Source organism: Psychromicrobium ferritrahens, from assembly GCF_043789415.1.
Lineage (GTDB): Bacteria > Actinomycetota > Actinomycetes > Actinomycetales > Micrococcaceae > Renibacterium.
The window spans coordinates 369206-382019 of the sequence record NZ_JBDLLW010000002.1; the positions used below are offsets into that span (position 1 = coordinate 369206).

General features: G+C 59.6%; 12 protein-coding genes. 5 read left to right on the forward strand and 7 right to left on the reverse strand.

What is annotated here, in order from left to right:
* The first annotated feature begins 43 nt into the window (after window positions 1–43).
* From ABDK06_RS11355 to ABDK06_RS11370, 4 genes are all read left to right on the forward strand, one after another.
* Window positions 44–1714, forward strand: a complete 1671-nt coding sequence (locus ABDK06_RS11355; RefSeq protein WP_394941134.1) for a hypothetical protein — start codon at window positions 44–46, stop codon at window positions 1712–1714.
* Window positions 1715–1750: 36 nt separating this feature from the next.
* The gene (locus ABDK06_RS11360; RefSeq protein ID WP_394941135.1) at window positions 1751–1987 is read left to right on the forward strand and encodes a hypothetical protein; all 237 of its coding nucleotides are present in this window, start codon (window positions 1751–1753) and stop codon (window positions 1985–1987) included.
* 5 nt (window positions 1988–1992) lie between these two features.
* Window positions 1993–2337: a hypothetical protein gene (locus ABDK06_RS11365; RefSeq protein ID WP_394941136.1), complete on the forward strand. Its 345-nt coding sequence runs from the start codon at window positions 1993–1995 to the stop codon at window positions 2335–2337.
* A 133-nt stretch (window positions 2338–2470) separates the two neighbouring features.
* Entirely contained in the window at window positions 2471–2839 is a 369-nt protein-coding gene (locus ABDK06_RS11370; RefSeq protein WP_394941137.1) for an HU family DNA-binding protein, read from the forward strand.
* A gap of 79 nt (window positions 2840–2918) precedes the next feature.
* Here ABDK06_RS11370 and ABDK06_RS11375 read toward each other — a convergent pair whose 3' ends face one another.
* The 3 genes from ABDK06_RS11375 to ABDK06_RS11385 form a co-directional block, all read right to left on the reverse strand.
* The gene (locus ABDK06_RS11375; RefSeq protein ID WP_394941138.1) at window positions 2919–3197 is read right to left on the reverse strand and encodes a hypothetical protein; all 279 of its coding nucleotides are present in this window, start codon (window positions 3195–3197) and stop codon (window positions 2919–2921) included.
* Between the two features lie 197 nt (window positions 3198–3394).
* Window positions 3395–3622: a hypothetical protein gene (locus ABDK06_RS11380; RefSeq protein WP_394941139.1), complete on the reverse strand. Its 228-nt coding sequence runs from the start codon at window positions 3620–3622 to the stop codon at window positions 3395–3397.
* A 121-nt stretch (window positions 3623–3743) separates the two neighbouring features.
* On the reverse strand, window positions 3744–3893 hold the full coding sequence (locus ABDK06_RS11385) for a hypothetical protein (protein ID WP_394941140.1): 150 nt from the start codon (window positions 3891–3893) through the stop codon (window positions 3744–3746).
* 317 nt (window positions 3894–4210) lie between these two features.
* Between ABDK06_RS11385 and ABDK06_RS11390 the strand changes: the two genes are divergently transcribed.
* A complete protein-coding gene (locus ABDK06_RS11390) occupies window positions 4211–4489 on the forward strand; it encodes a hypothetical protein (protein WP_394941141.1) in 279 nt (92 codons plus the stop codon).
* Window positions 4490–4614: 125 nt separating this feature from the next.
* Here the strand turns inward: ABDK06_RS11390 and ABDK06_RS11395 are convergent, their stop codons facing one another.
* The 4 genes from ABDK06_RS11395 to ABDK06_RS11410 all read right to left on the reverse strand — a co-directional run bounded on the left by ABDK06_RS11395 (window position 4615) and on the right by ABDK06_RS11410 (window position 12794).
* On the reverse strand, window positions 4615–7422 hold the full coding sequence (locus ABDK06_RS11395; RefSeq protein WP_394941142.1) for an AAA family ATPase: 2808 nt from the start codon (window positions 7420–7422) through the stop codon (window positions 4615–4617).
* A gap of 312 nt (window positions 7423–7734) precedes the next feature.
* Entirely contained in the window at window positions 7735–9693 is a 1959-nt protein-coding gene (locus tag ABDK06_RS11400) for an AAA family ATPase (protein WP_394941143.1), read from the reverse strand.
* A 120-nt stretch (window positions 9694–9813) separates the two neighbouring features.
* Window positions 9814–11505, reverse strand: coding sequence for a vWA domain-containing protein (locus ABDK06_RS11405; protein WP_394941144.1), 1692 nt, complete (start codon window positions 11503–11505; stop codon window positions 9814–9816).
* 44 nt (window positions 11506–11549) lie between these two features.
* Entirely contained in the window at window positions 11550–12794 is a 1245-nt protein-coding gene (locus ABDK06_RS11410) for an AAA family ATPase (protein WP_394941145.1), read from the reverse strand.
* Window positions 12795–12814 lie beyond the last annotated feature (20 nt).

Here is a 12814-nt window from a genome sequence, read left to right on the forward strand (position 1 = left end):
TGAGCACAACCAGGGTACCGGACGTGGGCGCAAGTCACTCCAGGTGACGAGCGAACTCGTTCGCCAGCCGGTGTATCCACAGTATTCTGACTCGGCACGGACTGAACCGCCGATCGATGCCGAGTGGTGGGAGGGCGATCAGCCCCAGTCCTCCGACCACGGCTGGGGTGAGCAAGCGTGGGGGTTCTTCAACACTCGTACACAGCGGCTGCGCGATGAACAGTTGCGGCGGCGCGCGGCGGCGCGCAAGGCGATGAACGATCGAAAAGATCTAAGCAAGCAGGATGAACTGAAGTTGCTCCGTGAGAACATTCAGGCCGCCGGCGGACAGTACATGGAGTCGCTACGAAGGTCGAACATTCTTGTGCCGGGTTTCAACGACGCTGAGCGCACCGAGAAGCTCAGCTCGATGCACCGAATTTATGGCCAAATGATGGTCACGAGTGCGATGCGCCCGTTGCAGGAGGGTGTTGATACGGCGTCCGTAGTCCGAGTAATGTCGACGCTTTCAGCGATGTACCTCATGTCCCCGACGTTCCGGCAGGTCGTGAAGGACAAGGCTGCACCAGTGAAGGGCGCGATCCAGGAACGGATCGACCAGAAGGCTCAGAAAACGTATGACTGGGCCGAGGGTCGGGCCAACTGGCGAAACAAGGGCATTCAGGAACAGAACGAACTACGGGCCGCACAGGGTAAGACACCGCGTAAGGAGGTTCGGGCCCAAGATTACGTGTCGAGGCGGTGGCGAAAGCGCTACAATGACCTGAAGTTTCGAGAACGCGGGCATCGTGAAATGTTTACGCCGCGCTCAGCGGGTATGACAGAGGTCGCACTCACCGAAAACGCGTTCGCGACACTCCGGCAGCCTGGCGCGCAGGCAGAGGAGATCATGGAGAGCTACAACACCATGATCAATCGTTTGTATCGGCAGTGCGAAGAGGACGGCCTGACTCGCGAGGAAGTTGCAGAGTCCTCCAGAGTGGTGTTAGGCGAGCGAATGCAACAAGACCCTCGCATTCAGGTGATGGTCGATGGCTTCAGTCATGGTGCCCAGCGAATGTCCCCTCCGCACAAGGAGCGGATTGCCGGGACGGATCGAGTGCAGCGCGTCTGGCGAGGTAACTACCAGGACTACACCGGCAGGCCCGTGGATCCGACCAGGTATCAGGACACGCCGAACGGACCGCGCGTGGTCGGCGCGTTCACGCTCCGGTCGCAGATGGGTTCCGAGGAGCACAAGGACCGCATGGGTGAGGTTATGGCGATGACCATGTCGGAGGCCGCGGCCCGTGGTGACATGAACGCCTTCAACCAGGATCTGGCTGGCTACATGCTCGGCTGCATGGCTCGCGTTCAGGAGGTCGAGGGCGAGGGGCTACCTGGCGTGATGCCGGAACGGTTGTTCCAGGCTCGCACGATGCAGGCGAGCATGACTGCAGATGGGATGGGTGAGGAGAAGCAGCGTCAGCAGTATTCGTTCGCCTACATGGATGCGCTGGATGTGGTCAACGAGTCCTATCCGGAGTTCGCACAGGCGTGGAATACACAATACGGCGAGAAGTTCGGGCACTTCTCGACGAGGGTAGCCGCTGATCCGGTCGGTGCCTACAACGAGTGGGCATCGCGCGAGCGGGACGCAGCCAGCCAGCAGCAGAGCCGCCAGGCGGGTGAGCCGGCCCCGGAGCCGGCGGTCGATCACGAATATCAGCCCTGAGTCGGACGACACCAATAACGAAAGAGGGACGAAGTCATGATTGAGTCACGAGCACGGAAACAACTCGCCACCACAGCTGCACGGGCGAAAGTTCAGGGGGTTGTTCCGAAGGATGGCAAGCAACTCACTAGGGTGAAGAGCTTGATGTCGGCGAGCGATGCCGCCCAGTCTGTAAAGGCTCGACATCAAGCCGTAGCAAAGGCCAGCGTCTGCGCGCCGTCGATCCCTATCGAGCAACCGATTGAGGACAACGCCTACGAGAGGGAGGGCTGAGTATCATGAGCGGTCACCAGAAGAATGGACTTCCGAAGGAACCCCAGGTTGCCGGTGGCTTTGGCTTCGTGACGGTCGAGGACCGACAGAAGTGGGAGCAAGCTCGGCAACTTCAGCACCGACCAGAGTCGGCAGCGAAGGCTTTCGTGAAGGGATTCTCGTCGGGGGTCACGGAGTATCGGAGCAAGCTCAACGATGCCCGCCTTCGGGCTGAGCAGCAGCAAGCGGTCAAAGAGGAGCACGAGGCGACGTCGGCAAAGACCATCCGGCGTACGATCAAGGATGCCGAGACGGTCGACATTGAGCAACGTGACCTGAGGGATCAACTGGATCCAGGCTTTGAGTTCTGAACTAAGCTCGGACTTAAAATGAATGATCTCTTGAATTATCAACTAGACGATTCCAGAGATCATTCAGATAGACTGGGTTACAAGGGTTGAGCAACACAGGATGGAGAGTGGGGCAGGACGTATGAGCATGTTGATGACCGCACAACAGCGACGCATCTCGAAGCGGGAGTTTATAGCCCGCGTGTCGGCTCACAGCGGGTGGCCGATCAAGACAGTCAGCTCGATCTACGAAGGGATTTTCAGCGAATTGACCGAGGCAGTTTCTCAGGGAGAGACGGTCGTGCTGACGCGATTCGGCCGCTTCTATCGACAGGCCCACAAAGGGCACAAAGTTCGCTTTGGCAAGCAGGACATCGACGATTATTCGGTACTGAAGTTCTCCGCGTCGCCCAGCGTGAATCGACATCTCGATGGTGACGACGTCGATGCCGAGCTGATTATGAACGATGAATTTCAGAATTCGAATTATCCGCGGGATGAACGACGGCTCGTCGAAGTGTGACGATCCTGGCGGAACTAAAAAGAGATCCCCGAGTGCATTTGCACTCGGGGTTTCTGTGTGTTCGGAGGAAGGGTGTTGGTCAGTCATCGGAGATGACGATAATCAGGATGAAGATGAGCACCAGCGGCCCGAGCACGACGGCAGCCGTCGTCACCAGGATGTGCTCAATCCCCCAGGATGACTGCAGCCACGTCATAACCTCAGCCCACAGCCGCGTGACGGTGGCTGTGATCCAAGTAAAGAAGCCGGTCACCCAACCGACGAGCGTGCCAACACTCATGCCGCCGAGGGTGCAGAGCGCGACGATCCGGCGCGTGGTGTTTACCGTGGAGACTCCGCGGCGAATGGTGTGAAACATGAGAACCTCTTGTCTGCCCGGAATCCAAATCAGGATCGCTATCTATTGAATCGTCTTACTGACTAGTCTACGAGAGAGGATCATAGATGAACAGAAAGCCCCGAATTGGCCATACGAATGGTCGATTCGAGGCTCTGCGTTGCAGAAATGGTTTGTCAGTCTCCCCAAAGTTCGGGCAGATGATCCAGTCGGCGCGGTCATCGCAGCGAATCCAGGAGTTCTTCTGCGAAGTCGTCGTCGTAGTTCTCATGGACGACATCTTCGATCGAAGCATCTGGGCGCTCCAAGAAGTGGAGTCCGGCGTTCACGACAAAGTTGATCGCGTCACTCAGAAACTCGTCGCCGTCGTCGTGGACAACATTGAGCACCTCGTCGGCTGCGCGATTCAGTGCGGTAGTGATTTGGTCGGTGCTGAAACTGGACATGACATCGGCTCTTTCTGGTCTTCGCCGAGGAAGGCGATATCGTGTACGAGCGTTGGTCGGCTCCAGTCGGCATCCCTGCCGCACCGGGGCAAAACAGGGGTGCTGACTGTCGGTAGGTCGGCTAGTGCAGATCGTTGCTAACTCTAATCAACTCGCCCGCGATGGGAAGAACACCACTCCAACCTCTGGCATCGCCGTCATCGGTGAGACGTCGGACCTCGGCACCGTAGGAAAGGTAAATCCCCCAGGTCTCGTCATGGAACTCGACCATGGCGTAGGGCTCGTTGGGAATGTCAATTTGATTTGAGACCGGTTTTTGGTGGCATCTACTCTGCAGAAGTGGTTTCCAGCCAAACTGCCACAATCACGGAGTTGGATGAATACTTTGATTCCGAGGTTCGGGAGGGAGGCGACGATGATCCACTCTGGGATCTTGCATACAGGGTCTGGGAGAAGCGGCAAAGCGTAGCTGGGTTCACTAGCTAAACAAAAACGGCCCCCATCTCTATGGGAGCCGTCGAACCAAAGTCTCTAAAGACCTGGCGGGGTTTACAAGAACTATACCAGGATAACTGGAATAATTGACCCATGCATGACAATGAAGCCCAGACTCTGACCAACGACCAGGAACAGGAAGCAGAAGGGGAATCTTTTTCAATCGGATCAGCAGTAACTCACCGTCACCGTGGCGGTGTCGGCATCGTCACGAATAGCTGGATTGAACAGCCCGGCGGCTGGAAGTCCGGCAATCTAGAAGTGGAGTGGGTCAGCAGATACCCGACGGTGGAAAATCCGGACGATCTTGTTCAGATCGAATCAATTATCCCGGCACTTGAGGAATTCTGGGGCGAAACCAAAGGGATGTAGTAGAAGAGGTAGTCGTGCTCGGACTCGATTCGAGTGAGGGGTCAGGGAGAGATGGTCCAAACAGAGAGTGGCGACGGAATCCGAAGTGAATTCGTCGCCACTCCCGGGCGGGCCCTGTTCGCGGATCAGGCAGTGACGAGCGCCGCCGCGTCCTTCTTGAGGCTGTCCTCGGGCTCCTCGTCGAGGAGGTCAGGGTCGATGCCAGCGGCGCGAGCGGCGTTCTGGATGTCGCGCTTGGTGAGCAGGTTGACGATCTGCTCGTAGCTCGACTCGATCGGGGGGCTCTTCACTGTGCCGTAGGAGAGGATGTACTCCGTCTTCTTCGCGCGAGTGAAAGCGACGTAGAACTCACGTCGCGATGCCTGTGACATCTTGGTATCATCCTTGTGCAGGATCACGACGTTATCGAATTCCATACCCTTGGCACCATGGATAGTCGAGACGAGCAGATCAGCACCCGACTCGGCATTATTCTCCTTGCGCTCACGGTTTGCCTGATTTGTCAGGCTCTGCCGCACCGCGTTGTGGCGGATCTCGAACGAAAGCAGGTTGTCCCGCAGACGCTCGAAGAACTCCTTGTAGGACAACGAACCCTGCATGCAGAGCTGCTCCCAGCCACGGATGGCCGGAGCGTTCTTGGTCCACCACTTAGAGACCATGCGAAGCACAGCCTGTTCGACCTTCTTGTTTCCGGCGTTGCGCGTGAGTTTGTCCAGATTATCCTTGATACCTTGGACCACCACGAAGGCCGCGTTGGTCGGCTGGACCTGGAGGACATCATTCCAGAAGGTCTTGATGTACTTTGAGAAGATGTCGGTCGAGAAGACCTTCTCACTCACGAGCGAGGCGATGTGCCGCTGCGGGTACTTCTGCTGAAGCGCCTGCTGGATGAGAGCGACCTCGATGCGGGAGTAGGCCAGGAAGCAGACCTGTTCACCGCAGGCCAGGCAGTCGTCGACGTATTTGGAGACCGTATGCATCACGATGCCCGACAGTTCCTCGGTGACGAATCCGCGCAGCTTGGGCACCGCACGGTAGTCGAGCGTAACCTTTTCCTGGAAGGTCTTCGCCGTCGGTACGACGAGCGAATTCGCTTGCAGCTGGATACCCGCGATCTGGTTAGTCTCCAGGTCGCCGAGCACGACATTGGCGAAGTCCAGGATCTCCTGGTTCGACCGGTAGTTCGTCGTGAGCTTGAAGGTCGAGAAAACCCCTGAGCCCTCCAGCGTGTTGAGTGCGCGCGGGTTCGCCGAACGGAACTCGTACAGGGTCTGGCTTGCATCACCGACGATGAACAGGGACTGTGCGTGCTTGGTAATGTACTTCAGCACATAGATGAACTCGAAGATCGAGTTGTCCTGCACCTCGTCGATGATCAGGTACTTGCTCTGCACGTGAGCCGGCTCCTGCATCGAGTCGATCCGCTGGTAGGTAATGATAATTTCCAGCTCGAGGGACGTCTGCTTGATCGTGTCGAGCAGTGACATCATCTCGTCGAAGTGGTTCTCGATATAGGTGTTCAGCGAGGTAAATGCGCCAGTCTTGTTCTGGGCCACCTCCACCAGGCGCATGCGCAACCCGGCAGCGAAGTTGTTCGTTGGGTAGAAGATGTCGATCGAGTTGATGATCGTGTCAATGCTCGACAGTTCGTGTGTCGGGTGATTCAGCTTGTAGATGTCGTTGATCATCCGGGCGATGGTCATCGAGCCGACGTTCGGGTTCTTCGCAGTGATGTTGTCCGCCGCCGCGTTGGTGAACGACAGGACCGTGACGTCCGCAGCGGGCACACCGCAGGCCTCGAGGTATTTGATGCGCTCCAGGATCACCGAGCTCTTGCCGGTGCCGGCACCGGCCTGCATCATCACCAGGGGCTCATGCGTAGTGACGCCGGAGAGCTGCTGGTGCGAGAGTTCCGGACGCAGCGCCGGAGGCGTCAGAGGCTGGGCCGGCGTGTTGAGCTGAGGCTTCATGCTCTCGAGGTGCGAGAGCGTGTGGCTCATCAGCAGATTCAGGTTCTGCTTGGAGAGTGCCGCAGCGATGCCCTCGGAGAACACCGCCTCGATCTTCTTGTGGATCGAACGGTATGCCTCGAGCGGGACGTTGTAGGTCTCCAGGTACCGCAGCTGTAGCGCGAGGGCGTTGAGCTGTTGGTCGGCCGGGTTCGACGGGAGTCCGGCGATGTAGGCGTTCACCTCATCGGCGATGCCTTCGGAGTCCCAGATTTCAGCCTGCCAGGCGATGCGGTCGTGGACGTTGAAGCAGTTCGTCAGCCAGTCAGCCAGAGCATCGGGGTTCTGGTGGGTCAGCCCCGCGGTACGGAGCACCTCGATGATGTAGGTCTGTGCGTGACCCATGGGGTCGGTGTCCCAATTGAGAAACACAGCCGCGTCGTGGTTGCGGGGGCCCGTGGTGGCCGAGATGATCGGCATACGCACTGGCTCTACGATGCCCTTCTTCACGAAGAACAGCTCCATCCGATACTGGATGATGAAGTCGCGGGAGATGGCAGTTCCACCGGCGCTGGACTTGCCGTTGGCGTCCTCGAAGAGCTTCGCTCCCTGCGGGGTCATGTCGAAGAACACATCCCAATCATTCGAGCCAGTCTCGATGACGCAGCGGTCGCCAGTCTGCGGGGTCGCAATTGTGAAGGAGCCGCCTGCCTCGGTCAGCGCGCTGCGCAGCAGCGGCGCAAACGGCAGGGACACGACGGTGATCCCGTGCTGGGTTGTGCTGGTCTTCTTGGTGATGTGGTCGATGGCCAAAGCGCTGTAAGCGGTCTTGCCGGCTTTGTCAGCGGGGCGCAGCTCGTTGTGGAGCAGCCCGGTCTTGTGTTTGCCGTTGCCAGTGAGCTTCGAGGAGAAGAACTTGGGATCTACGGTCTTGGTCGTGGCCTGAGTCGTGGTGAGATCGATGTCGTCGAGCAGGATAGGCATGGTGCGCGCTTTCTGGATCGGGGTAAGTAGAGCCTGAATGAAATGTCGCATTATCCGGACAGGAGATGCGAAAGGCGATTGAATACCCATCCACCCCACTCGGATACGAGAGGGCAATGTGTATCTGACAGGACTTTGAAGAGTCCACAAAAGGAGCTGTCGACTAAGACGAAGAACGCCACCGAATGTCGATCAGATAGTCGGTGGCGCTGCCTCCTCTGTGCTTTCCAGGTATCACCCGTCGGGGCCTTCAGGCCCCGATCACCGCGCGCCGGAGGCAGCGCGCGGTGATCCACTCCCGGATTCTGCGGGCTACTCCCCTTGGCGGTCGACTGTGCCGTTGGCTGCGGCTGTGATAGTCGCCTGCAGCGTGTTCGAATTTCGTGATGCGGCCTGGGCTGAGAGCAGCTGATCCTCAATCCAGGTGCGGATCGCACGCCCGGCTGAGCGTGCACCGTGCTCACGGACGAAGGTCTGCTCGACCAACGATACGAGCTCATCCACCGGAATGCTCGCCGGCAGTGCTTGGGTGAGCCGGGGCCGGGCATCGATGATCCGCTCGCGCTGCTGTGCGTAGTGTGAAGCGAGGATCTGACCGTAGATCTGCTCGTCGATTGGGTTGAAACCGACCACCAGCGAGAAGCGGCCCAGCAGCTCGGCATCGAAGAACTGCGCCAGCGCCGTGTTGAGGCTCCTGCGCGAGACAGTCTTCGGACCGACACTGAAGCCCGTCGGCTTGCCGTCGAGCGACTCGCGCGCGGCGTTGGTCGTCGCGACGACGAGCGCCTTGGAGAAGTCGATCCTCTTCCCGCGGGCCGTGGTGATGAAGCCCTCGTCCAACGCCTGCAGGAACAGGCGTTGGACCGCGCGGTCGGCCTTCTCGAACTCATCGAGCAGGATCACGCGGTGCGGATTGGACTCGAGCGAGTCGAACGGCAGCTCGGCGTTCGAGTTTGAGCCAATGTAGCCAGGAGGAGCGCCGACGATCCGGGACATCGACGACTCGTGGTGGAACTCGGTCATGTTCAGGATGATTGGCTCCTGCCCGGTCATCTGCTCGGCGATGATCTTCGCGGTCTCGGTTTTACCGACACCAGAAGCGCCGGCGAACAGCCAGGCGATCGGCACTGTGCGCGGGAAGACGTTCAGCTCTTCGCGCGCGACGCGGTCAACCAGAGCGTCAAGGATCGAGTCCTGACCTTTCAATCGCAGGGACAGTGTCGTTGCGAGAACCGAGACATCGAAGCTGTGCTTCATGGTGTTGCCGGTGAGCATGCGTCGGGCGACGTCGGTGACACGGGCTTCAGTGAGGGGTACGCACGGGATCGCCTGCAGGGCCTGCACAGTGGTAGTATCGCCGGCAGCATGCGCCGTGGTTATGAGCCGCTTCTGTTCGAGAACGCGATCAGCCATCGCCCGGTCCAGCAGCGTGATGGCGTTGTCAGGACGGTGTGAGCCGGAGCCTGAGTTCACGTTCTCGTCGGCGACCCGGACGATGGTCATGAGCACGTCATCAGAGATGCTGATCTGATGTGTATAGTGCGCCAGCAGGCCGGGGCGGACTTTACCCAGGACCTCAATGGTCTGCTCGGGTGTGATTTCGTCGACGACCAGTCGTGAGAAGCGCCGCTTGAACGCCGGATCGTCGTCCAGGGTGCGGGCTTCCTGTGTGGTCGTCGCGCCGATGACCTGTATGTCTCCGCGTGCCATGGGGGGCTTGAGGATCTGTGCGATCTTTCCATAGGTGCCGCTCTCGGAGCCGCTGGTGAGCTGATGCACCTCGTCCATGAACAGGATGACCTTGTTCTTCGGATCCGAGGTGTAGTCGACGATTGACTTCACCTTCTGCTCGAGCGCGCCGACGAGCGAGGAGCCTGCGACGAGGTGCGAGAGCGGCAGCTCATAGACCGTGTGGTGCTTCAGCTGGTCCGGAATGAGTGTGTCGCCGAGGGCGATGCGCCGGGCGATGTCCTCCACGATCTTGGTCTTGCCGACGCCGGCCGGGCCGACAAGCAGCGCGTTTCGTTTCGTCTTGCCTATAAGCACGGACAATAGCTGTTCGATGAGCCGGTCCCGGAAGAGCGTTGGCTCGGCATTGACGTAGCGCGCGTTGTAGTTGACGAGCATCTCTTCGGCATCGTCGTCAGACTGCCCCCCACCCATGGTCATGCCAGGAATCGAGAAACCTGGAGGGAACGCAGGCCCGCCGCCGGAGCCGTTGGACGAGGATGCGTCGTCGTCAGTACGACCGGTGAAGTTAGACAAGCCCACGGGATTCTCCTTGAGAAGTTGGACGCTCGGTTCAGAGCGTCAAGTGAAAGATTCGTCGGTGATGGAGTAGGAACGGCGGCGTTGTCGGAATGAATAACACCGCTGTTCAGAGATGGCTGATCAGCTGATCATCCCGAGCAGCCGCTGCGGGACGGTCGGGTCGATGTGTTTCATCGCCTTGGCGAAGTGTTTCGCAGAGCGGACCATCGAATCCCAGTCCATGGCCCCGCACGGGGCGTAATAGAGATTCTTCGGGTGGTCTTCGCGAGTGCTCGGGACGCACCATTCGAAGTCGGTGATGACTAGGCTTAGCCGGCGTTTTCGAATTGCGCTGGCATTGATGTAACCCCAGATCTGTTTGTAGTCCGTCCCACCGTCCACCTTGGGGACCTTGCGGAACTCCTGCCAGATCTGCGTGACCGACTTGTTCTCCACCTTCAGCAGCGTCTCCTGGGAGAGCACATGGCTGAACGAGTTGAAGTAGAGATTCACGTTGAGCCTCTTGGCGATCTTGATGAGCATCAGAACCGCCTCCTGATAGTTCGCTTCCGTGATAGAGCCGGAGGTATCCACGTAGATGTGGATGTCCGGCATGTAGCTCACCGAGGTGATCCGGCCAGGCTTGTTATAGTCGCCCGGGTCACGGCGATTCGCCTTCAGGAACGTGGTCTTCGACTTCCGGAAGATGTTCTGCGAACGATTGACCTTGCCCATCCGCTTCAGTACCCGGGTGAGCGCTGCGAACAGATCAAGCTTTGTCGGAGCCTGCTTGCGGAACACCACCTGGGCCGAGCGCGTCGTCGGCGAGCCGGCCTGCTGGGTGGCTGCCTGTGCCTGGGCACGGGCGGTCGCACGGTGCATCGCGGTGAGCTTCGACAGGTTCTTGTTCGAGACCACCTTCACCGGAGACGATAGGGACTTGATGATAATCCCCCACTCGGCGGTCACCTTACCGGGGCGTGCGCGGGCATGGGCCTCGGCGTTCACGAACACCAGCGACTTCGGGCAGAACAGCTCGCCCACGGTGAACGGCAGAACGCCGGAGGTAACCGGTGCACCTCCGGGCTGGGCCTGCTGCACATGCTGCTGCTCGATGTACTGCATGAGCAGATGCACGATGAGGCGGGCGAACGAGAGCTCCTCGTTATTGTCAGTGTCGCCCTGGCGCAGCAGCAGCGACTCGGTGAGACTCTTGAGTTCGAGAGCTGCGAAGTCGCCGAGCAACTTGATCGTCCCAGCGGGCAGAGCCGAACCGATCGCCTGCACCTGCTGTGTCAGCCAGACCTTGAAGTCATCGAACGCGACCTCAGACTGGAACCAGAACCCGAGGGTGTCGGGGTGGTAGGCGTAGGCGAGCGAGGCGAAGAACAGGTCGGCGTCGGTGGAGCCCGACAGTAGCCCTTTGGCACTGGGGATCACATCCTCTCGCGCGGTGTAAACGACCTTGCCCGGCACAGGGGCCGGAAGCTTATGCTTCCGGCCGGCCTGCGCGGCGAAGAGCTCCCCCACGGGCAACGGTGTCGTCTGGTCGTAATTGACCATCGTCTGCCCGAGCAACTCTTTCATGAAGTCTTCGGCCCCGTACACCAAGGTGTCACCGAGACACGCCAGCAGCGCCTGCTCGATCCCGCCGCTGAGGTCGCACCCTTTGGCGTCGGTGATGTTTGCCGGAGCCCCAGTGGTCAGCGGCGTACGCAGCTGATCTGCGATCGTGCTCGTGATCGCCGGCATTGGATCGTAGGTGCCCGTGCAGGTGATCGTGTGGACCGGGTCGAGCACTGCCGGCTTTTGGTTGGTGACGGTGATCGTCATGATGGCGGTCCTCTCCTTTCAGAGGTCAGAGTGCGGGTTGCGGATCAGAGGAAGGCCGAGAGCATCGGCTTCACGGCGTCCGCGACGGGGGTACCGCTGTTCAAGAAGACCTCGACGTTTTGCGTGTCGACCTGCTGAGTGGAGACCATCTCAAAGAGTGTGCGCGTGTGCGCAGCCTCGATCTGGTGTGTGTGCGCGGCGAGCTGCTCAATGAGGCGGGTGTTGTCCTCATGCTCCTTGAGCGCGTAGAGCAGCGACCCGGATTTCTCGGTGTCGGTCAGCTCGTCGATCATAGCGGCGAGATCAGTTATCGACTGCGCCCCTTTGAGGTCGGCGAAGCAGTTTGGTTTCGGCACAACAATCTGGTTGAGCGTGTGCTGGCTGGAGCCGGACGCCAGATCTTCGGCGATGGCCGCGACGATCTGCATGGCGAACGGGGTGTTACCAACATGCGACTCTACAACCTCGTTCAACACCGTGGTCTCGCGTTCACCGATCGTGGTCGGCATCGCAAGGTAGCGGGCCAATTGGTCGCGCTCGGCGCGGTTGAGCCAGCGCGAGAGGTTGTCGATCGTTCGAGGTGTAGTGAGCTGGTTCATCTCCTCGCCGGAATCAAACAGCTCGGCGAACGAGGCGGTGGCTTTCTCGTCGTCAGCGTCCGCACCATCGGCGGCGACGATGCCGGAGATCGACTTCTGGAAGACCATCGCCGGGAACTGGGTGAGGACCTTCTTCACCCACGGGTTCATGTTGTCACCCAGGATGGAAATGAGCGTGGCCGCTTCGGGCTCGACCCGGTAGATCGAGAACCGCGAGAGGCTTGCCTCATCCAAAGTGGTGACGTTGCCTTTGTCGTTTCCGGCGACGATGATGCGGAGGTTGTTGGGTAGCTCCTCGCGGCCGAGTCGGCGCATGGTGATCATCGTCAGGATGCCCGAGGTGACGTCGGCGGTCGTGCGGTTGATCTCGTCGCAGAAGAGAATCGGCCACTCGCGCGGGTTTTGCTTCGCGTAGTCGATCGCCTGCTGGACGACGTCGTGTGGGTAGAAGACCTGCTTGTGGCTCTCGGTGCCGTCGGGCTTGATGTAGGGCACCAAGCGCGCGCCGGTGAGGTCTTCCTTCGCGGCCATCTGGTTCACCGCGAGGGTAAAAGCCTTGGTGTTCATCGAGTAGGCGAGCGATTCGACCCAGGAGGACTTGCCGATGCCGGGCTCGCCCATGAGGGCGGGTACGATGCTCATCTCGAGGTCCTGGCGGACGATTTCGGACAGGGTGTCATTGAAACGCATGGTTGGGTCCTTGTGTTCGG

Excerpts from the sequence above, each read along its gene's own strand:
- ABDK06_RS11410 (WP_394941145.1), bottom strand. The coding sequence starts at position 12,794 with ATGCGTTTCAATGACACCCTGTCCGAAATCGTCCGCCAGGACCTCGAG.
- ABDK06_RS11360 (WP_394941135.1), top strand. The coding sequence starts at position 1,751 with ATGATTGAGTCACGAGCACGGAAACAACTCGCCACCACAGCTGCACGG.
- ABDK06_RS11370 (WP_394941137.1), top strand. The coding sequence starts at position 2,471 with ATGACCGCACAACAGCGACGCATCTCGAAGCGGGAGTTTATAGCCCGC.
- ABDK06_RS11390 (WP_394941141.1), top strand. The coding sequence starts at position 4,211 with ATGCATGACAATGAAGCCCAGACTCTGACCAACGACCAGGAACAGGAA.
- ABDK06_RS11405 (WP_394941144.1), bottom strand. The coding sequence starts at position 11,505 with ATGACGATCACCGTCACCAACCAAAAGCCGGCAGTGCTCGACCCGGTC.
- ABDK06_RS11395 (WP_394941142.1), bottom strand. The coding sequence starts at position 7,422 with ATGCCTATCCTGCTCGACGACATCGATCTCACCACGACTCAGGCCACG.
- ABDK06_RS11380 (WP_394941139.1), bottom strand. The coding sequence starts at position 3,622 with ATGTCCAGTTTCAGCACCGACCAAATCACTACCGCACTGAATCGCGCA.
- ABDK06_RS11375 (WP_394941138.1), bottom strand. The coding sequence starts at position 3,197 with ATGTTTCACACCATTCGCCGCGGAGTCTCCACGGTAAACACCACGCGC.
- ABDK06_RS11385 (WP_394941140.1), bottom strand. The coding sequence starts at position 3,893 with ATGGTCGAGTTCCATGACGAGACCTGGGGGATTTACCTTTCCTACGGT.
- ABDK06_RS11365 (WP_394941136.1), top strand. The coding sequence starts at position 1,993 with ATGAGCGGTCACCAGAAGAATGGACTTCCGAAGGAACCCCAGGTTGCC.